This is a genomic window from Candidatus Poribacteria bacterium, assembly GCA_021162805.1.
In the GTDB taxonomy this organism is placed as follows: domain Bacteria; phylum Poribacteria; class WGA-4E; order B28-G17; family B28-G17; genus JAGGXZ01.
Genome location: JAGGXZ010000187.1, coordinates 29,735 through 56,367 on the forward strand (window position 1 = coordinate 29,735; position 26,633 = coordinate 56,367).

At 52.6% G+C, this 26,633-nt stretch carries 21 protein-coding genes; 7 read left to right on the forward strand and 14 right to left on the reverse strand.

The window, feature by feature from the left end:
* Positions 1–12: 12 nt before the first annotated feature.
* Positions 13–4,656, forward strand: a complete 4,644-nt coding sequence (locus J7M22_15185; protein ID MCD6507950.1) for a hypothetical protein — start codon at positions 13–15, stop codon at positions 4,654–4,656.
* Complete coding sequence (locus J7M22_15190; GenBank protein ID MCD6507951.1) at positions 4,647–8,549, forward strand: S8 family serine peptidase; 3,903 nt, start codon at positions 4,647–4,649, stop codon at positions 8,547–8,549. Before J7M22_15185 ends, J7M22_15190 begins: the two co-directional genes overlap by 10 nt.
* A gap of 3 nt (positions 8,550–8,552) precedes the next feature.
* Here J7M22_15190 and J7M22_15195 read toward each other — a convergent pair whose 3' ends face one another.
* Positions 8,553–8,852 (reverse strand): EutN/CcmL family microcompartment protein, encoded by a 300-nt coding sequence (locus J7M22_15195; protein MCD6507952.1) that lies wholly within the window; start codon positions 8,850–8,852, stop codon positions 8,553–8,555.
* Between the two features lie 259 nt (positions 8,853–9,111).
* On the opposite strand from J7M22_15195, the gene J7M22_15200 reads away from it, so the two are divergent.
* The 4 genes from J7M22_15200 to J7M22_15215 all read left to right on the forward strand — a co-directional run bounded on the left by J7M22_15200 (position 9,112) and on the right by J7M22_15215 (position 12,020).
* A complete protein-coding gene (locus tag J7M22_15200) occupies positions 9,112–9,540 on the forward strand; it encodes a hypothetical protein (GenBank protein MCD6507953.1) in 429 nt (142 codons plus the stop codon).
* An 87-nt stretch (positions 9,541–9,627) separates the two neighbouring features.
* Positions 9,628–10,866 carry a DegT/DnrJ/EryC1/StrS family aminotransferase gene (locus tag J7M22_15205; GenBank protein ID MCD6507954.1) on the forward strand — a complete coding sequence of 413 codons (1,239 nt, stop codon included), beginning with the start codon at positions 9,628–9,630 and terminating at the stop codon, positions 10,864–10,866.
* A 10-nt stretch (positions 10,867–10,876) separates the two neighbouring features.
* Entirely contained in the window at positions 10,877–11,443 is a 567-nt protein-coding gene (locus tag J7M22_15210; protein MCD6507955.1) for a flavin reductase family protein, read from the forward strand.
* Positions 11,418–12,020, forward strand: coding sequence for a 5-formyltetrahydrofolate cyclo-ligase (locus tag J7M22_15215; GenBank protein MCD6507956.1), 603 nt, complete (start codon positions 11,418–11,420; stop codon positions 12,018–12,020). Before J7M22_15210 ends, J7M22_15215 begins: the two co-directional genes overlap by 26 nt.
* On the opposite strand, the gene J7M22_15220 is transcribed toward J7M22_15215, so the two are convergent.
* The 10 genes from J7M22_15220 to J7M22_15265 are packed head-to-tail and all read right to left on the reverse strand — an operon-like array spanning position 11,995 to position 22,878.
* Positions 11,995–13,041 carry an N-acetyl-gamma-glutamyl-phosphate reductase gene (locus tag J7M22_15220; GenBank protein MCD6507957.1) on the reverse strand — a complete coding sequence of 349 codons (1,047 nt, stop codon included), beginning with the start codon at positions 13,039–13,041 and terminating at the stop codon, positions 11,995–11,997. The two genes, J7M22_15215 and J7M22_15220, sit on opposite strands and share 26 nt — an antisense overlap.
* Entirely contained in the window at positions 13,041–14,888 is a 1,848-nt protein-coding gene (locus tag J7M22_15225) for a gamma-glutamylcyclotransferase (protein ID MCD6507958.1), read from the reverse strand. The genes J7M22_15220 and J7M22_15225 overlap by 1 nt, the downstream gene beginning before the upstream one ends.
* A gap of 6 nt (positions 14,889–14,894) precedes the next feature.
* Positions 14,895–15,788, reverse strand: a complete 894-nt coding sequence (locus J7M22_15230) for a hypothetical protein (GenBank protein MCD6507959.1) — start codon at positions 15,786–15,788, stop codon at positions 14,895–14,897.
* A 13-nt stretch (positions 15,789–15,801) separates the two neighbouring features.
* Positions 15,802–16,827 (reverse strand): NAD(P)-dependent glycerol-3-phosphate dehydrogenase, encoded by a 1,026-nt coding sequence (locus tag J7M22_15235; GenBank protein MCD6507960.1) that lies wholly within the window; start codon positions 16,825–16,827, stop codon positions 15,802–15,804.
* A gap of 8 nt (positions 16,828–16,835) precedes the next feature.
* Positions 16,836–17,639 carry a cold-shock protein gene (locus J7M22_15240; protein MCD6507961.1) on the reverse strand — a complete coding sequence of 268 codons (804 nt, stop codon included), beginning with the start codon at positions 17,637–17,639 and terminating at the stop codon, positions 16,836–16,838.
* Positions 17,620–18,408 carry a slipin family protein gene (locus J7M22_15245; GenBank protein MCD6507962.1) on the reverse strand — a complete coding sequence of 263 codons (789 nt, stop codon included), beginning with the start codon at positions 18,406–18,408 and terminating at the stop codon, positions 17,620–17,622. The genes J7M22_15240 and J7M22_15245 overlap by 20 nt, the downstream gene beginning before the upstream one ends.
* Entirely contained in the window at positions 18,405–19,499 is a 1,095-nt protein-coding gene (locus J7M22_15250) for a diguanylate cyclase (protein MCD6507963.1), read from the reverse strand. Before J7M22_15250 ends, J7M22_15245 begins: the two co-directional genes overlap by 4 nt.
* A gap of 9 nt (positions 19,500–19,508) precedes the next feature.
* Complete coding sequence (locus tag J7M22_15255) at positions 19,509–20,948, reverse strand: adenylosuccinate lyase (GenBank protein MCD6507964.1); 1,440 nt, start codon at positions 20,946–20,948, stop codon at positions 19,509–19,511.
* Entirely contained in the window at positions 20,930–21,931 is a 1,002-nt protein-coding gene (locus J7M22_15260) for a C-terminal binding protein (protein MCD6507965.1), read from the reverse strand. The genes J7M22_15255 and J7M22_15260 overlap by 19 nt, the downstream gene beginning before the upstream one ends.
* A gap of 17 nt (positions 21,932–21,948) precedes the next feature.
* Positions 21,949–22,878, reverse strand: a complete 930-nt coding sequence (locus tag J7M22_15265) for a fumarylacetoacetate hydrolase family protein (GenBank protein ID MCD6507966.1) — start codon at positions 22,876–22,878, stop codon at positions 21,949–21,951.
* 459 nt (positions 22,879–23,337) lie between these two features.
* Here J7M22_15265 and J7M22_15270 point away from each other — a divergent pair, with 459 nt between their 5' ends.
* Positions 23,338–24,237, forward strand: a complete 900-nt coding sequence (locus J7M22_15270) for a hypothetical protein (protein ID MCD6507967.1) — start codon at positions 23,338–23,340, stop codon at positions 24,235–24,237.
* Positions 24,238–24,288: 51 nt separating this feature from the next.
* On the opposite strand, the gene J7M22_15275 is transcribed toward J7M22_15270, so the two are convergent.
* The 3 genes from J7M22_15275 to J7M22_15285 all read right to left on the reverse strand — a co-directional run.
* Positions 24,289–25,071: a prepilin peptidase gene (locus J7M22_15275; GenBank protein MCD6507968.1), complete on the reverse strand. Its 783-nt coding sequence runs from the start codon at positions 25,069–25,071 to the stop codon at positions 24,289–24,291.
* Positions 25,062–25,484, reverse strand: a complete 423-nt coding sequence (locus J7M22_15280; GenBank protein ID MCD6507969.1) for a type II secretion system protein GspG — start codon at positions 25,482–25,484, stop codon at positions 25,062–25,064. Before J7M22_15280 ends, J7M22_15275 begins: the two co-directional genes overlap by 10 nt.
* Positions 25,462–26,633 (reverse strand): CehA/McbA family metallohydrolase (locus tag J7M22_15285; protein MCD6507970.1); only part of this gene is annotated, 1,172 nt, incomplete at its 5' end. The genes J7M22_15280 and J7M22_15285, both read right to left, overlap by 23 nt.

Below are 26,633 nucleotides of genomic sequence, written 5' to 3' on the forward strand. Positions count from 1 at the left end.
TTGAGGAGGGGGGTGAACGGACGTGAGTTGTGCCGTTTTCTGTTTCAAGATCGTTCATCCCCCTTTCTTCTCCTTCATCGAACGCTGAAACTTTGCATGGAAAGACATGGGCCGGATCTCGCCTATGATCTCGCTTCCCTTCTCCCACATAATGAGTTTTTAGAAGGCACGATCGATTATCTCCAGAGGGTAGCCCTTGACGATCCGAATCTGCGAAGGCAGTTTGTTCAGAACGAAATCAGGGTGTCGGCGATGGCGGATCTCCTGAATAGATCCCATCTGCTCGATCTCCTGGAGGACTTCGCCCCTCTCCTGTCTCTGGATCTTCCCCCCTTCGAGAGCTTTAAGATTAAGATGGGGTCGGATCTACATCGGGAGCTGATCGAAAGAGGAGCTTCGGAGGAGACAGCCAGAACGGCGGCGACGATAGCCGCCCATCTGATCTCATCCTCCCTGAACTTCTCCCTCTGGGTGCCGCTTGTGAACCTGAGTGGCGAAGGGGAGCTTTTCCGTCTGGATGTGCTGGTTAGGCCGTCAGAAGGTGAGGGGAAACTAGAGCTATCCAAGAGGATTAAGGATGAGGGATTTCGCAGCTCACTCGATATGGCCCATAAGCTCGCCTGCTATGACATAGGTGAGAGCTACGACGCTTATCTATCCATAGACGGCATCCCTCAGAATGCCCAGCTTCATGGGGGTTCAATGGGTCTGGCCGTTGCCATCGCCATCGAAGCCGCTGCTATGGGTCGGAAGATAGGTTTCAAGGAACCGGGTGATCTCGCCGTCACAGGCGCTTTAGATGGAATGGGGCGTGTCCTGCCCGTGTCGGATATACGGGCTAAGGTTCAAGCTGTTCTCCGCGGAATGGAGAAGGGGAACAGGATAAATGCCATCGTGGTCCCCAAGAGAAATCTCGAAGAAGCTGAGGAGAGCTGCTGGGGTAGGCTTCAGGTTATAGGCGTTGATTCATTGCCGGATCTATCCTCGCTCCTCCTGGAGCCATGGGTCGATTATCTGAACGCTTTAAGCGCTTCCTCCTCTTCCGAATCGCCGAGTTTCCCAGCTCTTAAGGGGGCGATCTCCAGGAGCAGAAATGCGGTCTATCTGGAAAAGGCGGGAGGCGATAAAAGGGCAACCGTCCTTCAGATCGCCTCCCTTCTCGCCGGGGAGAGACTTAGCTTCCGCCGATCAGATCCATCTTTACCCCCCATACCCATTCCCGTTTTGTGCAAGAGATGGAGGGATAAACTGCAGATCGTGGAGGAGTCTTTATCCCGATTCGGCGTTTCAATTCCCAAGTCCTTGATTCTCTCCGATTTGAAGCGCGGGAAACTCCTGTTTATCTCCCCATATTTTCACCCCGAGTTTAACATCTGGGTTTTAACCGAGTCTGAATGGCGGAGGGAAAGGGGTAGGATACCCGATGGATCGGTTGTGATCTCAGACCTTAAAATCCGTTCCACCTGCTTTGACGAGCATATACGCCATGTCCGGCGCGTTGTGATACCGAACGCCATATTGACCTGCCGCTGTGAGGGGATATCCTTTGAGGATTTCCTCGATCGGGAATACATGCGGTTGAACCTCGTTCTCGCCGATGATCCCAACGGTTCACCTATTACCGCCGAGGAGGCGATCATCAACAACAGACGCGTGTTGATCGTCGGAGACGGCGGATCGGGGAAGAGCGTCGAGCTTCTGAGGATATTCGTCCTCGCCTCAAAGGGGAAGATCAAAGTGGATCTGAACGGGGAGGAGATTCAGCTCGTTCCCGTCTACTTGAGAGCTGAGGAGATCCTGAGACATGGAAGGGATATCGGAGAGGCGATCGCGGAGATCACAGGCGAGGAGATACACGATCTCGTCTATACGCCCGGCATACTACTGCTCCTTGATGACCTTGACGTCGCCGCCGATGGGATCGGCGATATAATCTCCTCACTTGAAAAGCCGCCCTTCGATCAGTGGCTCTGTCTCGGTGCGATGAGATCCTACACATGGCTTTCCATCGTGACCAACCTGCCGCCCAGTTGGGTCATATACCGAATCATGCCACCGGAGGAGAAGGAGATCAGGAGATTCCTGGGGTTTAATCCGGGCAGGGTTAATCTGCCAATCCTGCTGCATTTGATGAGATCTTACCTCAGGTCCAATGAGGAAACTATACCGTGTTCGAGGCGTTCATCACTTTACAGATCCGCCTTTCAGAACTGGATGAGATATGAATTGCCGGACATGGAGAGGAGATTGGATAAGGTCGGGATCACATCGAATAACCTCGATTTAATGCTTCGTCGAACCCTCGAGGAGCTGGCGATACATTGCCTTAAGGATGGGAAATCGGAGCTGCCGTTCAACGAGGCGGCAAAGGTTGTCGAGAACTGGATAGAGAGGGAGATAAAACCCAGAGGTTATTTCCCACCTTGGTGGGCCTGTGAGAGGGTCTACAACCTTTGCGGAACACCGGAGATGATCCCCATAGGTAAACTTGAAGGGGGCCGCCCGGATAGAGATTCGATCCTCATATACCTGGAAGCGATCTCATCCTTGCCTTTTCTACGAGTGAAAGACGAAGGATTCGAGTTTATACACGATGAGATTCGGGATTACTGGGCAGCGGAGTGGATCGCCCGTAAATGGAATGAGGATAGGACAATTCAGATGGATCTCTTCGATCGGACGGATGCGAGGAATGCCGTTGTGATCTCATCCGGGTTTGCTCTCGATCCCGAGAAATACGTCCAGGCTGTCTTCAATCCATCTGATCTTTATAGGACCGCCCTCGCAGCGGAATCGATCTTAGAATGCGAACTCCCTGCCGATCTCAGAGCCAGGATTATAACCGCTCTCATCGATCATCTCGCCGTGGAGAGGTTCGAGATTCTTATAGAGGGGCTGAAGGTTCTGGATTTGATCATGAGCGGGGATGTCGTCCCGGCGGTTTTAAGTCATCTGGAGAATAAGGATGATCTGCCATCGTTTCTGGAGCTGGCATTGATAAGGGCAACCTTCGAGAAATTCGCACATCTACCCGATAGAGATAAAAAGCTATGCCTCGACCAGGTTCTCTCCTTCATCATCAGATTCATGTCCGAGATGAAGTATCTATCCAATAGAGAGCCGATGAATGAGATCAAATCATCCGTCCTCAATCACGCCTTCATGATCTTAGGTTCAAGCATGCGGAGCAACCCCGATATCCAGGAGAGGGTGATCTCGCATCTGAAACCGCTTATCGAGGCCGGAGACGCATCACTCCGGGCAAGGGCGCTCTGTATGATGGGGTGGATTTTGCCCGATAGAGGATTTCCCCAGATCAGAGAGGTTGGGCTGAGGGGCGATCCGCCCTTAGAACTGAGATGGAGCGCATTGGCGAAGCTGTGCGGTATATTTCGAGATGAGGGGATCATACCCCACGTCCAAGCCCTCCTCAATTCCCTGGCTGAAATGTCAATTGATAGGTTCAGATTTTCGGGCCGTTACGGAAATCCGGAGGAGACGATGAGACTCATCCGACGCTGGGCCCTCCACGACCTGGTTTTCTTCTTCGGATACAGAGAAGAGGTGATCCGATTCATCGATGGATACGTAGAGGCCCTTTCGCCTGAGGAGAAATGCGAGCTCGTCAGGGCGTTTGTAAGATCCGGATGGGGAATGAAGAGAATTGAGGGGTGGATAGAAGAAGGAAGGTTTCCGATTGAAGCCACACCGATTTTGGTTCATGACCTGGGATATATCTGGCGTATACGAACCCTCTCAAAGGATATGATCAGGGGGATATCGGAGTTGGTGGAGAGATATCCGGAGGCGGAGACGCCGTTTGAAAGATGGACCGATGCTATGAGACTCGCCGTGGAACTGCCTCCCGATTGGGGGATCGAGACGATAGATCCGGAGAGATTTCACGCCGATTTCACCGGATATCACAGATCCGAAGAGGGCAAACGGTGGTGGATCGATGGGTTCAAGATGATCCTCTCACTCAGAAGGGGAGAACCCGTTCTGCAGCAGAGGGTGCTCGACCTACTCGGCTGCGTGATCTGTGACGACAAGGCGGGGATGAACGAAAGGCTTATCAATATGTCGGCGGTCGCCGATATCGGCAGAACGCTCTTTGAATGGGCCCGTCCAGTTCTCCGATTTCTGGCAAATGTGGTGGCCCTTCAGAGGGAGCCGATCCTCAGAATGCGCGCTTTAAAATTGATGTCGATCATCCCGGAGATCACCGGATATGCGCTTGCCGAAAGGATGATCGAAAGGACGATCGATGGAGATAACGTATACAGACAGCTCGCCATCCTGCCCGAAGCCCCCATCGCGTGTGGCCCATCCCTGATCGAGCCGATCTATGAGCTTTACCGTCGAACCCGAAGCATCGAGCTTCGTAGAAGGATAGCCTACTCGCTTTCCTCCTTTTGGCGGCTTGGAATGAGGGAAGAGGACGAAGGTGCTAACGAAAGGGCGTGCGATATATTGCTTGATATCGCCGAAAGCGATCCCGAACCTACCGTTAGGCTCGAGGCGATTTACAGCTTCGCCAGAATCGCCCCCTCAAACCGGCTGAGTGAACTCAGGAGGATATTCAGAGATAACGTTAAAGTTACTAACAGGAGGATCGGGGAGATCGCCGAAAGGCTGACGGAAAGATGGTTTTGATCCTTTCCCTGTTGATAGCGATATCATCGGTCAACTCGCCTTCAGAGCGGATCGACGGATTTCTGCTGGCCATCTCTCAGCTTCCCCTCGAGCAGGTGGAGAGGTTGGATTTCGTCCATGACGGCGTGGCAAGGGTGCTGATAAAGCTCTCCGGCCCGATCGACCATCTTCCGGGAGCGAAGATACGAACGATCACCGGCACCATTGCCTCGGCTGAGATCGCTCTATCTCGAATATCTGATCTCGCCACGTCGCCTCATGTTCTGTTCGTCCAGCCCGCTATCAGATTGAAGCCCTGTCAGGAGTGGATCAGAGGGAACATAAAGGATATAGGCGCGGATCTGGCTCATCGGTCCGATCCTGCTTTCACCGGTAGAGGAACGATCATCGGAGTGATAGATACCGGCATAGATTGGTCACATCCCGACTTCGCCAATCCCGATGGATCGTCTAAGATCCTCTACATCTGGGATCAGACGGTTACCATACCCGGCAAGGAACCCGCTGATTACGGCTATGGCTCGGAATGGTCAAGGGCCGAGATCCAATCCGGAGTCTGCCGCGAGATGGATACCTATGGGCATGGCACACATGTCTCCGGCGTAGCCTCCTCCGTCGCTCCTGATGCTCAGATCATAGCCGTTAAATCCTATCTCTTCGACGATCAGGTGATCGACGGCGTGAACTACGTGTTTAAAAGGGCGAGAGAGTTGGGGATGCCGGCGGTCGTTAACATGTCGTTTGGAGGGCAGGAAGGACCGCACGATGGGAGATCACTCCTAGATCAAGGCATTCAGGAGATCATTAAAGGCAAAAGCGGCAGGGCGGCGGTGGCTTCGGCTGGAAACGATGGTGACGACCCGATCCACGCGGGGGGAAAGCTTCCACCTCCTGAAAACGGCAGATATCCCTACCTCTCCTTCACGGCCGATCCCGACGAGGAACATCTCAACGTTGAGATCTGGTATAGCTCATCCGATTCGATAAAGGCAAAACTGCTGGTGCCTGATGGCAGGGGAGGGTTCACGGATTATGGATGGGTAAAACCCGGCGACTCCATATCCGCCTCAGTTGACGAGGGGATGCTGAAGGGAGCTCAAGTTTACCTCGGGTCGGACTCGCCACATCCGCTCTATCCCGATCTGAATCGCATCCAGGTCTGGATATGGGATGGAGGGGATATGAGCCTGCCGCTCGACAGAGCGAAGTTCATGCTGGAGCTGGATGGAGCCGGCGTGAGGTTCGACGCCTATACCGTCGGTCCCACCGTATTCACCTCGGAGGCAGACCGGATGTGCATTCAACCGGATGGGGAGAAGACAATAGCTTCACCAGCCTCAGCCCCCGACGTGATCGCCGTCGCCTCATATGCCGTGACGAACTCGTGGCCCAACATAAGGGGCGATTATACCGTCGTTGATTATGCGCGTATCGGCCGGATATCGGTCTTTTCAAGCAGGGGGCCGCTGAGAAATGGAGGGAGAAAACCGGATGTAGCCGCGCCGGGACAGATGATCGGAGCGGCGTTATCGGAGGTGAGCTGGCAGAGGCCTAACGATATCCTTCCTGATGGGAGACACGTGGTATTTCAAGGAACAAGTATGGCTGCCCCGCATGTCTCAGGGGCTATATCGCTTCTATTGGAAAAACATCCCGATCTGACGCCATCTCAGGTCAAGTTGCGGATCATCGCATCCTCCCTCGATATGGGCAAGCCGGGCTGGGATGAGCTGTGGGGATATGGGAAGCTAAGGGTTCCGGAGCTTCTGAACTTGCCTCGTTCACCCTCTCTGATTTCGATCGAGCCGGGCGACGGGAAGCTTAAAGTCAAATGGACAGGTGTAAAAGGGGCGGCCGGATATATCCTGGAGATAGATGGGAAAGGAATGGATGTCGGCGACGAGACGGAGCATGTTATCGATGGATTGGAGAACGACAAGCCGGTCAGGATCCGAGTCATCGCCTATAACGGAATCGGATTTAAAAGCTCCCCCTCTGAGGAGATGATAGGCGTGCCCGATGCCAAAGGATTGGATCTCGCTCCTCCCCTGCCTCCAAGATCGTTGTGGCTTCTGCCGGATGACGGTCGGGTAATGGCGGAGTGGGAACCATGTCCCGAACCGGATGTGGCGGGATACAAGGTATATTGGGGAGACGGACCAGGGAGGTATATGAGCTCAGCGGTGGTTAAGGGATCGACCAAGTATCTGATAGATGGGCTTGAAAACGGGGTTGAGATCTACGTAGCCGTCTCCGCCTTCGACACTTCAGGCAACGAGAGCGAGCTTTCAAGGGAAATCTCCACCGCACCTAGGCGATACGAGGGTGATCTGCCGCGACAGATGCCCGGATCGCCTTTTGAACTCGAGGGCGATTCCGTCGGTTCCCCCCTGATGGTGGACCTAACCGGTGACGGCCCCCCTGAGCTCATCGTGACGAGCTCTGAAGGTGAAATCCAGGTTAGATCCTACCTCGGCGGTGTGAGGATGATGTGTGATCGAAACCTGAACGGTCGGATAAGATCCGAACCGATCACGGTCGACCTCGACGGTGATGGTCTTCCGGAGATCGTAGCTGCCGTCGGGAATTCGCTTTACGCCTTGAGTTCAAATGGGGATCTGTTTTGGAGAACGAAATTCGACTCCGAGATCTATCTCTCTCCGGCGGCCGCCGACATAGATGGGGACGGTAAGATGGAGATCATCCTGCCGCTTTCCGACGGAACGATCGATCTCGTCGGCCCGGACGGTGAAAGCAAGGCGATCTGGAGGGTTTCCGAGGAGAGATTCTGCGCCTCACCTGCGATAGCTGACATCGACGGCGACGGGTTCCCAGACGTGATCATCCCGTCGGAAAAGGAGGTATACGCCATCTCACACAACGGGGAAAAGCTGTGGGAATACGCCCCTCCCGATGGATATGGGGATGCATCCCCGATCGCCTCGGATTTCAACGGAGACGGTTCCATCGATGTGGTTTTCCCATCTAAGGGAGGAGATGTCTATATGATGGACAGCCCTGGGGAGATCATCTGGGTGAACCGAACGAGCGTAACGGTCTGTGGATTGTCCGCCGGAGATCTCGACGGTGACGGATTGCCGGAGATCGTCGCCTCAAACGAAGTCGGTGAGATATGTGCCTGGAAGGCCGACGGAAAACTGGTGGATGGTTTCCCGGTCCAACTGGAGGAGAGATCCCATACCGTTCCTCTCATCCTCGACCTCGACGGGGATCGAAAGCCGGATCTGCTCGTTGGGGCCATAAGGGGAGACACGGGGTTGATCTACGGGCTGAAATCAAACGGTGAGCTCATCTCCGGTTTCCCACTGGTCAATTACAAGTTCGCTAACACTCCGGCTGTGGGAGACCTGGACGGGGATGGTGACATGGAAATCGCTATCTCTACGATGGGCGGTTATGTGGATAAAGCACAGGTGAACGTATGGGATCTCAAGATATCTTATGCGATGGAATCGGTCGAATGGGGGATGCCGAGAAAGGATGGTGAAAGATCAGGATTTTATCCGGCTCAAACCCCTCCAGGATATATCACAGCCTCCTCGCTGAAACCGGTGAGGTGGGGTGAGATCAAATCCAATCTGCTTCAAAACTATCCGAATCCATTCAACCCTGAGACCTGGATACCCTTCATCCTCGGCGAGCCTGCCAGGGTGACGATTGGGATATACGATCTTTCGGGAAGACTGGTATGGCGGAAGGTGTTGGGGCAACGTGAGGCGGGAGTTTATCTCCTCAAAGATAGGGCGGTCAAATGGGATGGGAGGAACCTAAACGGAGAGGAAGTTTCAAGCGGACTTTACATCTATACCCTTCAGGCGGATTCAAATGGAGAAAGGCGACTCTGGCGGCGTAGGATGATGCTCATCAGATAATCCCTATCCTGAGCTCCCTTTCTTATATTTCACCTCGCCGTGGACCTCGATTATATCGACTATGGCAGTGATTGCAGCATCTACCGGCTTCTCCCTGGTGAGAGGAGTATATCTGGAAGAGCTTCCGGTGACGACCAGTACTACTTCTCCCACGCCAGCTCCCACCGAATCCATAGCCACCAGATACCTATCCTTGGGATTACATTCGACATCTATCTCCTGGACGACCATAAGTTTCCCGCCCACGAGTTTTTCGTCCTTGCGTGTCGCCACAACCGTTCCGACTACCTTGCATAGAACCATCTGGCTCTCCTGATATTCTTCGACACCTTAAAGCCTTAGGATTATAGCATTTCATGCTTATCATTGCAACAGGACTTCAGGATATGAATCATCCCTACTTGTCAGGTGAAGGGGGATAATGTAAAATTTTCCATGTGATACGGCGATGGGGTTCGCCGTTAACCGCCGGTCGTTCAGATCGGCTGATGACCCCTACCAAACGGCGGGAGCGGTAGGGGAATTTTTTTGCCCGCCGTTCCCTTGAAGGTGGGGTGAAGGGATGAAGTTCAAACATAAAAATCATCTTCTTTCCGGGTATCTTACCCTCGCCAAGCAGATTCGTGAGGTGAGAAGCATCATCTGCGAAGGTGAACCGATAAGCGGAACGGGCATGCCGATGGAACCGTTGCCTCAGGAGAAACAGGATAAGATCCTCCGTGTCCTTAAGCTCATATCGGATCGGTTTGAGAAGCTTGTTGCGAAGTTCGCTCCGGAGGAGCTGGAGGAATCGGGAAGGCGTCAAAACGCCTCGGTTACCAAGATGTGGGCTTCCATCGTTTTAAGGAACATCAGGGAGACATTGGAATCGATTCATCCGAGGAACTTCGAAAGGAAATTCGGAGATCTATCCCCGAAGGAAAAGGAACTGCTTAAGGCTGAGTCAGAGCGGATGATCGAGGAGTTGGATCGACTGCTGAGGGAGATCTAGAGACAGCTCGTAAACCCAGACGTTGACTAAGTAAGATGAATCGTCTATAATCTAAGGCTGTCAATCTTCTATCGAAGGGGGAAAGAGATGGAAAAACTGGCCATAGATGGTGGTAAACCTATAAGGGATAAACCGTTTCCACCCGTTAGGAAGGTTGGAGATGAAGAGCTGGAAGAGCTGAGAAAGGTGATAGAATCCGGCAACCTCTTTCGAGGAGCAAGGGTCAGGGAGTTCGAGGAGAAATTCGCCCGGCTTTACGGCGTCAAAAGGGCCGTATCCAGCACGTCCGGCACGGCTGCGATACACGTGGCGATGGCGATGTTGAACCTCAACCCCGGCGATGAGGTTATAACCGGGCCGATAACGGATATAGGGACGGTTATACCCATCCTCGCCCAAAACGCCATACCGGTCTTCGCCGATATCCAGCCGGATACCTTCAATCTGGATCCCGATGACGTCGAACGCAAGATCACCCCGAAGACGAGAGCGATCGTAACGGTTCATCTCTTCGGAAACCCATCCGATATGGATGGGCTTCTCCGGGTTGCGCGTAGACATGGGATCGCTCTCGTGGAAGACAGCGCCCAGGCTCATCTGGCCTCATATAAGGGCAAGCTGACCGGCACCATAGGGGATATAGGCTGTTTCAGCTTCCAACAGAGCAAGCATATGATAACCGGCGACGGGGGAATGACGATAACCGATAACGACGAATACGGTGACCGCGGGGCGATCTTCGTCGATAAGGGATGGGAGAGATGGGTCTCAGGGCCCAGGCATTACGCCATGTTCGGGATGAATTACAGGATGACGGAGCTACAGGCCGCCGTCGGAATCGCGCAACTGAGGAAGGTCAAGCAGGTGACTGAGACCAGGAACAGGCTCGGAGACATGCTCAGCGAGATGATATCGGATGTCGGGGGTGTCAAGCCACAGAGGGTTTTGGAAGGATGCCGATGTGTATATTGGTATTATGGGATGGTCGTTGAGGAAGACGCCCCCTTCACCGCCGGTCAGTTCGCGAAAGCCCTCTCCGCCGAGGGCATACCGGCCGGGGCGCATTATATCGGCAAACCCATCTTTCTGTGTCACGAGGCGGTGAGGAATAAGAAGATCTACGGCGATTCAGACTGCCCTTTCAACTGCAGGTATACCTCAGCTAAGGTCGAATACACCGAGGGATTATGCCCCGTCGCCGAGTCGGTCCTCGACAGGCTTATCACCATATCCGTAAACGAGTTCATGAACGAGGAGGATATAGCCGATATAGCAAGGGCTATCAGAAAGGTGAGCGAGGGGCTATCAACAAAAGGCAGGGCGTAGGAGGTGCGATTTGGGCAAGGTCAAAATGTCACCGAGACGAATAGTTTATCCGACCCCTGCCGCCCTCATCACGTGCGTTGACGAGGAGGGCAGGCCGAACATAATCACCCTGGCCGAGGTGGCGCATCCGTGTATCGCCAACCCGACGATGATGATGCTCGCCATAGCGCCTGAGAGATACTCAAACAGCCTGATAAGAAAGACGAAGGAATTCGTCGTGAACTTCCCGACGGCCGATCTGGCGGAGAAGGTGGATGGATGCGGGTGCGTTTCAGGCAGAGATGTGGATAAATTCGATAGGTTCGGCCTGACTCCTCTGCCCGCCTCCGTAGTCAAACCGCCCCTGATAAAGGAGTGTCCCGTTAACGTCGAATGTGTGCTGAGATCCGTCCAGCCGATAGGATATCACGACTTCTTCATGGGTGAGGTGGTCGCCATACATGTCGATGAGGAGGTGCTCGACGAGAGAGGGGGAATCATTCCCGGGAAGCTTAACCCGCTGGTCTTCGTTCTAGGAGAGTACTGGAACGTCGGTAGGAGGCTCGGACATCATGGGTTCAGCCGAAGCAAAAGATAAACTGCGCAGGCGAATACTGAGGAAATGCAGGGCGCTTAGCCCTGATGAGGTGATCGGGAGGAGCTCCAAGATACGATACAGGTTCATCGAGCTAACGGAGGAGCAGGGATTCAACGTGGTGATGATCTACATCAGCGTGAGGAACGAGGTGGATACCTATGAGCTGGGAAAAGAGCTCCTGAGGATGGGTAAAATGGTCTGCGCCCCGGTGGTCGATAGGACTCAGAGGAGAATCCTGCCCTACACGGTGAGCAGAATCCCCGATGACCTGGTGGATGGGGAATACAATATACCCGAGCCGTCGAGGGAGAAGGGACAACCGGTTGATCCCAACTCGATAGATGTCGTCGTGGTCCCTGGCGTGGGATTTGACCTGAGAGGATATAGGATCGGATACGGGGGAGGATATTACGATAGATTCCTACCGCTGTGTTCGAATGCGCTTTTTGTGGGGCTGGCATATGAGTTCCAGATCGTCGATAAGGTACCGAACGAGGATTGGGATATACGAATGGATATGATCATAACGGAGGAACGCGTGATAAGGACGTCTACGGCATCAGAGGGGCGAGGTTAAGCCCCGCCTTTTCGTCGAACCCACACATCAGGTTCATATTCTGCAACGCCTGACCTGACGCGCCCTTCACGAGGTTATCTATGGCCGACATGACGACCACGACGTTTGTTCGTTCATCCGCCAGGACGGCTATATCGCAGAAGTTGCTTCCATACACCGCCTTCGTCGATGGAAACTCGCCCTTATCCAGCACCCTGATGAACGGCTCTGATCTGTAAAACTCCCTATAGATCTCCAACAGATCCCCTGTGGAGACGGGCTCGATCATTCTGAAATAAAGGGTGCTCAGTATACCCCTGCTCATCGGCACCAGATGTGGTGTAAAGGCCACGAGGACTTGTTCTGAGGCGATGAGGCTCAGTTCCTGTTCCATCTCCGGCGAGTGTCTGTGCGCCATGACGTTATAGGGCTCGAAGTTCTCCGTTCGGGAGGGATAATGGGTTTTATCAGATGGCTTTCTGCCTGCCCCTGAAATTCCGGTCTTGGCGTCGACTATCACGAGAGATCTATCCACGATCCCCTCGCGCCTCATCAGGGGGGCAGCGGCCAATATAGCGCCTGTGGGATAACATCCGGGGTTGGCGACGAGACGCGCATCCCTTATCTCTTCCCTGTGTAACTCGGACAATCCGTAGACCGCCCTCTTAATCAGATGAGGGGATGTGTGTTCGACGCCATACCATCTCTCGTATGTTTTTACGTCCTTCAGTCTGTAGTCCGCGCTGAAGTCTATCACCCTCACCCCTCTCTCCAGAAGTGAGGGGGCAAACTGCATAGCGACCTTGTGGGGGAGGGCTAGGAAAACTATATCGCATCTGGATGCGACCTCATCGGGATCAAATCTCTCGAAGCGGAGATCCATGAATCCACGAAGATTGGGTATGACCTTATCGATCCGCTCTCCCGCGTAGGTACGAGAGGTGAGCATCTCGATTTTGATCTCTTCGGGATGTGACAGGAGAAACCTCAATAGTTCACTGCTGGTATATCCCGACGCCCCGACGATTCCTACCTTGACCATTATCCCCTCCTTCCTCTGGATCTTATTAACTCATTCACCTCATCTAGCTTCCTCTCGATCTTTTTGAGGTTATACTCTATATAATCGATCGGGTGAGCGGGTTTCCCCTCGTTTTCCCTCATCAGCCCCTCCCTCACGAGATGGAGGAATTCCATCAATATGGATCTAGACAGCGGTTGAGGTCTTTCCGCCCATCTCCTCAGGGCCTCAATTTCAGGAAATTTAAACTCATCCAGCGATCTGAAGGTGGAGCCCAGAGGTCTGGGGTTGTATCCGAGTTGGAACCCCTTTAAGGCTAGGATGAAGGGCTCGTAATTATGATTGCTTTTGAGCCTCATGAACTTGTATTCGATCAGGTTCGCTCCCCTTGACCGCCCTATGAGCCCCTCCTCTTTGTCTTCCTCCGAGGCGAAATGGATGTTTTCATCGCTGAAGTGTAATCTGCCGTATTTATCGACTATCTCGCAGTTACAGATCCTATTTTCGTGGAGACATCCGCCTTTATCCGGCTCTATATCGCCACACAGAAGCAGCAGACATATCAGGAGTTCCGGGTCGCTGGAACGTGACATATCCGGTTCGCCTTGAGCGTCGAGGGTGATATGGAAACTATGTGGCAGGATATCGGCGAAGAGAACGGCCTGGTTTATCAACTGATTCAACACCCACGGGTCATCCGTGACCGGTTTGGAGAAATCGCCCATCGTGCTGATCTTTCCCAGCGAGTATTCGAAAAATCCCCTCGTTCGCCCTTCGGGTTCCTCCATACCTGAGTGATCGTCCACATGACCTCCGAGCTTCCAGCATCTGTGTAGCAGATCGAAATCATTGAAGTAGTAGAAGCTATCGTATCTGCTATCCTCTCCCGGCAATGCGTCGACGGCCCTCGCGCCGATATCGCTCATCTCGATCTCGGCGCCAAGCGGGACCCTGCCCGGATGCCTATGTCCTCTCACCCATTCGATGATCTCCTTGATCTCCATCGGGTCGAAGATCATATCGGCTATCCTGATCCCCATCACCGTGTATTCCAGATAATCCTTATCCATGCTCAGCCTGTTAGCCCCGATCGCGTCCATGATCTTCTCGATGGCGGTGCTCTTTCTATTCACGAATATGAGAGCGACGAGGTTAGAGAGGGTTCTCTCGTGGAATTTAGGATTTACGGTGATCTCGCCGGCGAAGGCGTTGCCGATCATACGTTCGATCTGGTTGAAGATCACGTGCTTGACCATCAATTTGATATAGGCGTTGGCGTATCTCAATGCCTCCGGATCGGATTTGACGCCTTCCAAGGTCGGGAGAGAGGGCTTATAGAGGATCTTATCTATCAGATATCTCAGATCGGCGGATCTGCGGAAATGGGCTGAGATAAGAGCCTCTATCTTATCGCTCAATAGCTCCGCTTTAGCCCTGTGGACGAGATCCGTGCTCTCCTGATCCTCCAAGTCGGTCAGATCCTTCAGTTTTCTCTCAAGATACTCCTTGATCCTCACATCCGTGTATACCTCAGGCCCGAAGAACTTCTTCAGTCCGTGCAGGTTTCCCACATAGGCATAGGCCCTCTCACGCCGCCCCTGGACGATTACCTCCACCTCCTTACGGTCATAGAGATCCCCTTCCGCTTCGTATCGATCTATCTTCGCCATGGTCTCCTCGTCGATCCCATACAGTATGCATCCCTCCACGGTGGAGCCTGCTTTCGGAAGGATATAGGAATATCCCGTTCCGGGCATTATCTTCTCGTAATTCTCAAGTATGGCCTTCCTTTTCGGGAAAACCTTTCCCGTGACGCGTCTGGTTATGGAGTCGTTCATGAGCATCCCGTATGCGAAGAGGCTGGGCATCGGCCATCACCTCAGCTTCCATCGATCGAGTTTGCCGAGGAGGATAAGAGGGCGAAAGCCGATCCTATCACTTCTCGCCTCCGGCCAGTTGGTGTAGACGGATGTCGACATGGTGGCGAAGCTGAACTTGCCTCCGAAGAGCTTCTCCTCCCTACTGCCGAACCTCACATTGTCCTCGAACCACTCCCATGTGTTACCTTGATACCATTGCGGATAGAAACAGTCGCTTAAGAAGCAGAACTCCACGAGCCTCGGCAGCCGAATCTGATCCCTCTTCAGCCCTAGCAGCCTCGCCAATTCAGGCAGAATGAACCTATGTATCTCGGTCCACGAAATGGCGTATCTGGACCCTTTCTCTATATATCCCCGCCTCGGTATGACGCCGTTTTCCCTCATCTGGCCTATGATCTTTCCCAAAAAGTCGGAATCGTTCCGGTACATCTGTCTACCGTTTTGATAGTCCGGCTTCATCCGGGTGTCCACCAGCACGAGAGCCGCCGTATCGAAGTATGGGGAGAGGTTTATCGTCTCCGGCGGCATTTCCTCGTTCTCGATCCGCGTGTAGACCCATTTCTCCATCCTGACGCGCCAGCCGGGGTATTGCGATTGGGGTGTGAAGCTTCTGGGCAGCAGTATGTGTGGTTCGAGCCCGAAGGGCATACAACGGCGGATTTCCTCCGAATAAGGCTCGAAGTCTTCGGCAGCGAACCGGATCTCCTCTCCGAAGAAGTAAGATTGTAACTCGCTCTCCTCGGCTGCTATCTCCTCCAGATTTATCTCCCTCACTTCGCTTTCCGCTTCGCTTATCTCAGCCAGAAGGGTTTCCGAATCGATCTTACCCTCTTGAAGAAGGGATTTGAGCTTATCTATAATCTCTCTGATCTCGTTCAGGTCGTTCACCTCGATCTCCCCCTCAATCGAGGAATTTGAGCGAGCGTGACATGAGCTCACTCATCATCTCCCGCGGGTCTCTTCCGAGATAGAGGACATCGTGGACGGCCTTGATGATCGGCGCGTCCACCTTGTGTTCCCGTGCGAGGTGATAGGCCGATTTCGTGGTGTAATACCCCTCGACCAACTTCCTCTCATGGCTCATCACCTTGAAGGCCTCCTCGACCGATAATCCTCTGCCGATAAGCTCCCCGAAATATCTGTTTCTGGTATTGCCCATGCAGCTCATCCATAAGTCGTTGCACCAAGCCTGGCTTTCGGCGGAGAAGGTATGCGGCTGAGCGCCTAACTTTAACGCCAGTCTCTTGACCTCGGCTGACGCCCGTGATATGAGAAGCGTCTTGGTGCCCCAAGGGTTGTTGAGCCCGTCGGAGATCCCCGCTCCGATGGAGATGACGTTTTTAAATGCCCCCGCATACTCCACGCCTATGATATCCGTATTGGCGTATATCCTGAGCCTGTCGCTGGCCATAAACTCCTGAAGCCATCTCGCCACCTCCCTGTTCGGACATGCGATCTCCGCCCCCAGTGCCGCTCCCATGATCATTTCCGATGCTATCGTTCCTCCGGAGAAGGTCGCTATCTCACCCTTAAAGCCGACCTTGCTTAATTCCTCGCCTATGACCTGTGATGGCCTTTTACAGCTTCCCAGCTCCAGTCCTTTAGCGGCGTTGAGAACCGTAGCTTCAGGTGAGATGTATCCGGCCAGCTCTCTCGAAGCATCTCTAAGCGCCTGGCTTGGAACGACCAGCAGTATCAGGTCTGCTCTTCGGACACATCTGATATCGGAAGTAGATTCCACCTTTATAGGAAGAGGTATATCCGGATAATAGATAGGGTGGGTTCGGGTGGTTTTGATGTGAGAGATCAGATCCTCATTCCTATCATAGAGGCAGATCTCCACCGCCTTATCCATTCGGAACTTATCACCGAGGTATTTCGCCAATGCGAAGCCGAAGGCCCCTGACCCGTAGACGACAACCTTCATCTCAAATCTCATAGGCTCTGAAATTTATAGACGGCATGCCTGAATGCCAACACGGAGCCTCCTATCGGGAGGTTGACCTTGATGGCGTATTTCGAATACCATTCGATCGTACCGATTATCACTTCACCGCCTCGCATGACCAGCATTATCGGTTTCTCCTCCTTGTACGCTTTCTTCAGCTCTTCATCCGGGATCTTGTATCTCTCCTTGCGGGGTATGATCGCCTTGAGATTCTGTGATCTCACCTCTTCGTCGTAACTGATCGCCCGTTTGACCTTCTCCTCATCCCGCACCTTATAGCAGAATTTGATGTCATGCATGAAGAATCGCTTGACCTCTCCGTCTATGAGGAGATCGATATCGTATTTGTATTTCTTTTTGACCAGGCATTTGAGGTGAGGATGGTCGTAGGTCTCGAAGACCATCGGCGTCTGGTTTTTGGCCTGCTTGATCATATAGGCGTCATCCGGGATCAATTTTTTCTTCTTCACCTGAGGTTGAGTCGGCTGGGCCTGTCTTTGAGGCTGCTTCGGTCCTCCCTTGCCTTTAGGACGAGGGACTCGACGTTTGGGTTTCAGGATCTCCTGAAGTTTACTCTCATCTATCCTCCGCGAGGAGACGATGATGTTTTTGGCCTCCAAGCCTTTGCGGCCCTGTCCTATCTCATAATAGACGAAGTGTCCCGGTTGTATCTCGCCTTCGTGTTTTTTGACGGAGGAGATGTGCATGAACAAATCTTGCTCCCCACTATCCTGGGCGATAAAACCGAAACCTTTTTGACTGTTATAGTATTTAATTCTGCCCGTTGGCATTTTCGGCACCGACCTCCTTTATCCCCTCTTTTGCGAGATATGGCTTCAATAGGTCTATGGGTAAAGGGAATACTATGGTGGAGTTGTTCTCCGACGCCACCTCGATCAGTGTTTGAAGGAATCTCAGTTGCACGGCCGTGGGGCTCCGTTGTATGGTCTGGGCGGCTTTGAGCAATGTTTCCGCAGCTTCGTATTCGCCTTGGGCGTTTAAAACCTTAGCTCTTCTCTCCCTCTCCGCCTCAGCCTGTTTCGCCATCGCCCTTTTCATCTCATCCGGTAGATCCACGTCTTTGACCTCCACGGCCAAAATTTTTATCCCCCAGGGATCGACATGCTCCTCAACGGTCCTGCTCAGCTCCTCATTTATCATCTCCCTTTTAGAAAGGAGATCATCCAGCTCGAACTTCCCTATGACGCTCCTGAGGGCTGTGAGGGCAACTTGAGTGGTGGCGAACCGGTAATCCTCCACCTCAACGACGGAGTTGGCCGGATCATCGACCTTATAGTAAAGGACGGCGTTTACCTTAACGGAGACGTTATCCGAAGTTATGACGTCTTGCTCCTCTACATCCACGGCAGTGACCCTCAATGATACCTTCACCATTTTGTCTATGAAAGGGATGATGAAGACCAACCCCGGCCCTTTCACCTTATGGAGCTTACCAAGCCTGAAAACCACTCCACGCTCATACTCGCGAAGTATCTTCATGGACATGTATGCCAGGACGATAACGGCGATGAGAGCCACACCGATCTCATATACTATCATTCCCCCTCCTCCTTGAGTTCGGATTCCGGGACGACCTGATCTCTCCCCCTCTGTTTGGCCAGATACATCGCCTTATCCGCCCGTTCCAAGATGGTCTCCGGCGTATCATCGCTTCTCACCCACGCCACCCCCGCGCTTATGCTTATCTTTATGCCCACCGGTTTGCCGTCTCGTTCATATTTAAAGACCTTCTTAGCTATATTGCTCCTCAGCCTCTCAACGGCGTGCCAGCTATCGGTGCCGATGCTGCCGAAGAGCATCGCTGCGAACTCATCTCCGGCCATTCTGGCTACGAAGTCGTCCGCTCTGAAGGTCTCCTTGGCTATCCGGCCCACCATATAGAGCACCTTATCGCCTATCAAATGGTTATGTTCATCGTTGACGCGTTTAAAATGATCGACATCGAATATGACCAAGGAGAAGGGGATATTAGTCACATTGAACCTTGCTATCTCCTCATCCAGCCTTCGCATGAGCGCCCTTCTGTTGAAGAGCCTCGTCGTCTCATCTATCAAGGCCTCCTCCGTCATCTGAGAGAGCTTCTCCTGCAATTCCACCACTCTAACGGCCAGCTCATCCGCCGTCTTCTCCAGTTTACTTTGTCTTTCCCTAAGCCTTTCCTGCAGTTGTCCCACAACCTGGAAGAGTTCCTGCTTGATAAGCCTTATATCCTCCAGCCTCGAAGCTCCTTCCAATCTTAATATGTCCTTCTCCACCCCCTGGCTGAACTCCTTGTCATCGGAGAGGAACTTGTTGAGGGCTTTCATCAAAAGCCTTATTATCTCCTTCAGCTCCGATATCCTCTTTTCATCGTAGATCCTCTCGGCCTCCTTCTGTCTCAGGATAAGCCGTGTGAGATCGTTCTTAAGCTGGTTCAACTCGAATATATCCTCGATCTCCTTCAGTTTCATGGATATGTCCCTGAGCTGCTGCTTGTATTTGGAGGTCTCGAGCCCTTCCCCCTCCTTGGCGTAGATCCCTATTATCTGCAGCAGGGAGGCGATGATGCTCTTGAGGCAGGCTTCAGGCGATATGTCGTTCTTACCCGACACCAGTTTTATCTCCATCTCATCTTTTTTTCTGAAAAACATGGCGTTACCTCACACCTTTAGTTCTACCCCGGCGCCTATCAGTTCTCTGTCTCGCTGAATTATAGGGTCGACCTCCCTTTCTATAAATTCGACGACCTGTGACGGCGCCCGACCGACGAATCTGCCGGGGATCATCATTTTCCTGAGCTCCACGACGGAGAGCCCGAAGGAGCTATCAGCGGCGATCCTCTCCAGGAGGTCGTTCTCCCCTCCCGATCTCATCTGCAGGGTGACCTCCATGGCGTATTTTCTTATCCTTTCATGCAGCTCCTGCCTATCCCCACCCCTTCTGACCGACTCCATAAGGATATCCTCCGTCGCTATAAAGGGCAGCCTCTCCTCGAGATGTCGTCTTATCACCTCAGGATATACCTTCAACCCCTGGGCGACGTTTATGCAAATCAACAGCACGGCGTCGGTCGCCAGAAAGAGCTCCGGTATCGAAAGCCGTTTATTAGCCGAGTCATCCAATGTCCTCTCCAACCACTGGCTCGCTGCGGTGAAGTATGGGCTTTGAGCTAACGTGATCACATATCTGGAGAGCGCCCCTATCCTCTCGCATCGCATCGGATTCCGTTTGTAAGCCATCGCGGATGAGCCGACCTGACTTTCCCCGAAAGGCTCCTCGATCTCTCCCAGATGCTGCAGCAGCCTGATATCGTTGCTGAACTTATGTGCCGATTGCGCTATGCCGGAAAGGGTAGAGGCGATCTGGGCATCCACCTTCCGAGTATACGTCTGTCCGGTTACGATAAAGCTTTCACTGAAACCCATCTTACGAGTGATCATCCGGTCGAGCCTCTTGACCTTCTCCTCATCCCCCTCAAACAACCTCATGAAACTGGCCTGCGTTCCCGTTGTGCCCTTGACGCCGCGGAACTTGAGTGATTCGATTCTGCCCACGATCTCGTGATAATCCATCACGAAATCCTGAAGCCATAACGTCGCCCTTTTGCCGACGGTCGTCGGCTGAGCGGGTTGAAAATGTGTGAAACCTAAAGTCGGTAGATCGCGATATCTCAGAGCGAAATCGCGCAGAGCAGCTATCAAGCTCACCAATCTCGCCTTCAATATCTTCAACCCATCCCGTATCTGAATGAGATCGGCATTATCGGTGACGAAAGCGCTGGTAGCTCCTAAATGTATTATCGGTTTGGCCCTCGGACATTGTGAGCCGAAAATTCGTATATGCGCCATCACGTCGTGTCTTATCCTGCGTTCCTCCCGAGCCACCTCATCGAAGTCTATATCGCTCTTGTGTCTCCGCATCTCCTCTATCTGCTCCTCGCTTATAGGAAGCCCCAGCTCCCTCTCAGCCTCAGCTAACGCTATCCAGAGTTCCCTATAAATCTCCCCCCTTCTCTGTGGCGAGAAGTTGCGGAGCATCTCCTCGCTGGAGTATCTCTGAACGAGAGGATTCTGATAGACGTTTATCCCTTCTTGAGCCATTTCAGCTTAGGCACCACCTCAGGATTGACCAGATATTTCGGAAGCTCTCCCCTCAGGCAGGCGGCAGCGTTCTCCGCCACCTTGACCTTCAGCTCATGATATGCCTCCTCGGTGTATGAGCCATAATGAGGCGTTATGACGACGTTATCAAGTTTCAGAAGCGGATTATCCCTGTCGGGAGGTTCCTTCTCCATCACATCCAATCCCGCTCCGGCGATCCATCCCTCGGAGAGGGCCCTGCAAAGGGCTTTCTCATCTATGACCGGACCGCGGCTGGTGTTTATCAGATAGGCTGTGGGCTTCATCATTCTCAACTCGCTCTCGCCGATCATGTGATATGTCTCCTCCGTCAGCGGGGTATGGATCGAGAGTATGTCCGATTCTTTCAGAAGCGTCTCGAAATCCACCGGCTCCACGCCGTATCGCTCGAAGATCTCCTCGGGCACATACGGATCGTGAGATATAATTCTTTTGAACCCGAAAGGTCTGGCCTTTTTTACCAGGGTTCTTGGTATGTTTCCGAAGGCGAGCAGCCCAAGGGTCTGAAGCTGATATTTGTGAATGGGGGCGGCTTTAGACCTGCTCCATATGCCCTCCTTGACGAGATTGTTCATGTAAACCACCTTGCGGGATACGGCCAGGATCAGGCTCATCGCCGTATCTGATACCTCTTCCCAACAGAAATCAGGTACGTTCGCCACACATATCCCATGCTCAGTTGCCGCCGGTATGTCTATCGTGTCGACTCCTATACCGTATCGAACTATAACCCTGCATTTCTGAAGCGATTCTATCACGCGTCTTGTAATTTTGGTCACGGCGTTGATGATAGCATCAGCATCCTGAACGCTTTGGATAAGCTCATTCTCATCCTTAAACCTCGCCGGGATCACCTCCGCGCCGAACCTCGCGAGTATCTCACTCTCAACTTTCGGAGCAAACCTCCCCGCGTCCGTTGCTACGACCTTAAATTCCCCCTCCACCTCAAAACCTCTCGATTTCAAATGGGTTCAAGCTTATGAACTGGATTGCTTAAAATCCCTATCTCTTCGATTTCGATCTCCACCACATCTCTATCTCTCAAAGGGAGATCCTCGGGGGCGACGATTCCTGTCCCCGTCATCACGACCGTTCCTGTTGGGATCGGGTTATCCCGAAGCAGATATTCGTTGATCTCATCTATCGATCGTTTCATCTGGGATGTGTTGGCCTCACCCTCGAAGATTATCTCGCCCTCCCTTATAATCCTACATGTTATGCTCAGATCCATCGGATCTGGTATCTCAGAGGTGGTAACGATCATCGGTCCAAGGGCACAGCATCCTCTGTAAATCTTCGATTGGGGCAGATAAAGCGGGTTTTCCCTCTCTATATCCCAGGCCGACATGTCATTAGCTATCGTGTATCCGATAACTCTCCCTTTGCCGTCGAGAATATAGGCGAGTTCAGGCTCAGGGACGGTGTGGATCGAATCGCTGCGTATGCACACCGGCTCATTTGGCCCGACGCATCTGGACGAGGTGGCCTTGAAGAATATCTCAGGCCTTTCAGCCCTGTAGGCTCTGGAGTAGATATCCCCCTCGGTTTCAACGTCCCTCATCTCAGCGCTTCTGAAGTATGTAACGCCACATCCCCAAACCTCAGGCGGATCTATCGGAATGAGAAGATGAGGTGTATCGTCACGAGGTTGAACGTCGAGCTCGGGAAACATAACCCGGGCGAGTTCCTCCTTATCCGGATGTTTGAGCGAGATCTCCTCCTCCATCTCCGCCGCTATCACGTTTAGGCTTACGCCTTCCGATTCCGCTATCTGTAGAAGCTGTAGGGTGCTGGAGATCTCATCGGTGGTGATATCGATAACCCTACCGTCCGTGGCCAGAACACCTACCCTTTTCCCCTCTCCAGGTAAGAAAAACTGGATAATGCGCATCTCCCGTCCCTTCCCTGGGAATTTAGACTGGATAATTCTAACTGATTTTAGCCTGCCTGTCAAGCGTGATGCGTAAAGTACAGGGCTTTTCAATGATTTGGTATAATCAGGCATGATAGAGGGCACGTTCCTGCGCGTATCCTCGAGTCCGGCAGGCACGGGGGCTTATCACTACAGCGCTGTCGAAAAGCGTTGAAAACCCCTTCGTAAAGTACTTGCGTTCGGTCGGACGGAAATGTATACTAATAATGTTCCCTTCCATGAGGGTCTTCAAGACGGATCATATCTGGGAGACGATGTATGAACTCTGGGTGAGATTTAGGACGTTTAGCCTAAGCTTTTTAGAGCGCTAAACGTAAGTGATATAGATCGCCATCGCTGATTTTTCGAATGATTTTAATCATCCTCAGCGGATCGGCGCGCGTGCGTCGAAAAAACACTTAACGGAGGTGTTAGGTAATGTTGATCTCCATCCTGCATCTATCATCATCGTTTTACACCCAGAGGCGAATGAGGCTGCGTGAATTTGCTCAGAGGTTCTGGCAGGATATCCGACGTGAGATCAATCCCCCTCCTAAGTCGCTCACCATCGAGGTAAACCCCGCCCTGAAGACGCACTACAGGAGGGAGTATCGGACCTATCTCGTCACGCTGCAGCTGGGAACATCCGTGACGGATCTGATAACCCAAACGTTCATATCAGGGCCTTCATACGGAGGATACATGGGGGCGAGCTCATACGTTCAGGCCATCGAGGCGAAGGAAGCGTTAAAACAGGAGGCAGAAGCGATGGCCCGCCTTGCAGAGGCAACCGCCCAGGAAGCTCAGATGGAGACGGTTAACCCACAACAGGGCATGACTCAGATGCAAAAGAATCTGCTGGAAGGACAGAAACGACGTGATCTGGCCGAAGCGCAACAGCTACAGCAACAGGCGGAGATGGCCGCAGAAGCCGCTCAGAAGGTCGAAGAGAAGATCCAGGAAACAGCAACGGATCAGATCGCATCGGTAGAGGAGAGAACGCTGACGGGACCCGGGACACAACCCTCTCAGCCTCCATCTCAGGCGCCTCAGCAGTCAGCTCAAACCCCTCAGGCCCCACCAGCGCCTGCCGAGCAGCCCAATCCCACCGCCACGGCGGAGGTTAAGGCAACCGAACAGGAGGAGCGGCAAAGCGATATAGCGGAGCTGAGAGCCGTCAGAAGAGTCCTCAGGAACTACCATCTCAGAATAGCCAGAGGACCCGATCTGGAAAACGACGTTATGGGCGACAAGATCGTCTTCGAGGTCTGGGCTGATTCATTCGCCACGAGGGGGATAAATCCCCACATGCGGCCGATCATCGTGCCGAGTTTCTGAAACCTGCCCTTTGGAGTGCGATGACTTCGTCATTGCACTCCATCCAGGTGATCAAAGCAGATTAACATACCACCTCCATAACTCCTCTCCATAAAGCATGGAGATGATAGCGGCCGCCGATAGAAAAGGACCGTATGGTATGGCACTCTTTAACCCGACCCTCCGGATCAACATGTACCCCCCACCCACTACCGATCCCATCACGGCCGAGAGGAGGATCACGAGAATCACATGCGGGTAAAACCCCATGTAAGCCCCTATCATCGCCGTGAGCTTTACATCTCCCATCCCCATGGCCTCGCGCCTGAATATCAACGATCCAATCAAGCTCATGAACAGTATGACGCCTCCTCCGACGATAAGGCCAACAGCACGATTAACCAATATCGATGGACGATGATGAAGCAACATTAAAGCGGCGGCGAAAGCGAGGCCTAATCCCATCCCCGGCAGGGTTATCCTGTTCGGGATGATGTAATGCGATAGATCTATGAAGGAGATGGCGATCAGCATGGCAGAAAGCAAACAATACCCGATGAACTCCACCGTGAGTCCATATCTCCTCAGCAAAAGCGAAAAGATAACACCTGTTAGAAGCTCCACCAGAGGGTATCTGATCGATATGGGCCCTTTGCAATATCTGCATCGACCGCGCAGGATCAGGAAGCTGAGAAGAGGGATGTTATCATACCAGCGAATCGTTTGGTTACAGCTAGGACAGAAGGAGCGAAGCGGCTTGAGCACGGATAGCCCGTTTGGAATTCGATAGATGCAGACGTTGAGAAAGCTGCCCACAATAAGGCCGAAGATGAAGATGATCACCTCTATTGCCACGGGTTAGCATCCTCCCTTATGAGTTCACTTATCTCGGCTATCCCACCGAACCTATATTTTCGGGGAACAGTTTCATCATCCTCCGGTATTCCCACCTTAGATCTCTTCAGATCTAACACGTATCGGCCGCCCCATGGGTTGTGCGATACGGCCTTCAGAAATGGCAGGTTCCATTCTTCGCTCTGTTTGGTCTTAATCAACTCATTCAGCGATTTGGGAAACCTACCGAATTTTCTGTGAAATCTCTCACATGCTCCGGCTATCACCTGAACATCGTGAATGGCATGCTTGACCTTTCTCTCCTCGATGAGCTTAGGAGCGGTCAAAGCAGCGATCACGGCGGCGATCACCACCAGAGCTATAAGCTCCAGCAGTGTCATCCCCTTTATGTCATGAAACCCAGAATCTATCATACATCCCCCTCAGCTCAGCCTTCAATCCGTTGAGCTCGTCCTGTGACACCTCTTTGCCTTCCAGCATGCGCATGAACAACATCCCCTCCAGCTCGCATATACGGTCGTGTATCGGGAAGAGTTCCCTTTCGAGAAAATAGGTATACTCCACCAGGTGAAACGGCCCGATCACTTCCACCTGGCCGTTGGAATATCGTTGACAAGCAACGGATCTGCGCTCGGAGATGGCTTCGAGCACCGATTCTATCGAGAGTTCCTCGGCGAAAACCACACTCCAGTATCGCCCATATGTGTGGTTTTCAGCCCTATGGGTGTCGGAGTTCCCTATAATGGGAGGTGATACCCCGCGTGAGAGCTCATCCTGGTATCTGGCCACCGAAAGGAGGTTATCCTCGAAGTTGACATCACCAAGTAGCTCGATAGCGTCATATAACCTATCTCTTAGCAATTGCTCATACACGAGTCTATCCAGGTGGAATCTCCTCGATGCGACCCAATATGGATGAGCAATGACGGCGAATCCACCCAGCTCCCTGATCTTATTTACAACCCATATCGCGTGGGCGTATCGTTGGGGCGAAAGTCCCTCCACCAGCTCTCGCTCCTTCAGCTTTCCGATTATGGCATTGACCTCGCGATCGTAGGATTCGAGATCATCTCTGCATTTCGCCACCCATCCGGAGGCGTTGATGGAGAGGTAATGGCCACATGATTCCCTTGCTGATACCTCCTCACCTGGGATGAGCAGCATGTCCAGTCCTATCCTTTCCGCCTCCCTGATCGCCTCCAAGGAGGGTTCGTATTTATCGTGATCGGTTATCGCTATGAAATCCAATCCCAATCTCTTCCCCCTGACAGCCATATAGATGGGGGATTGTCTGCCGTCAGAGTAGAAGGTATGGATATGCATGTCACCCTTGAACGGTTTTAACCCCCATAGGTCCTTTCTAAGGGCGAAGATGTGTTCGGAGAGAATCGATCGGGATGAATCGGGCGAGAAAAGGTCAAATTGATACTCGCCCGCTGTTTTAAATTCGGGCGAAAAGGTTAAGATCCCTTCATCGTTCGGTTTAACCTGAAACTCTGCTTCCTCCGATTTGTCGACTTTTGAGAAAAGCCTTATCGTATAGGTCTTTTCAGGATCAAACC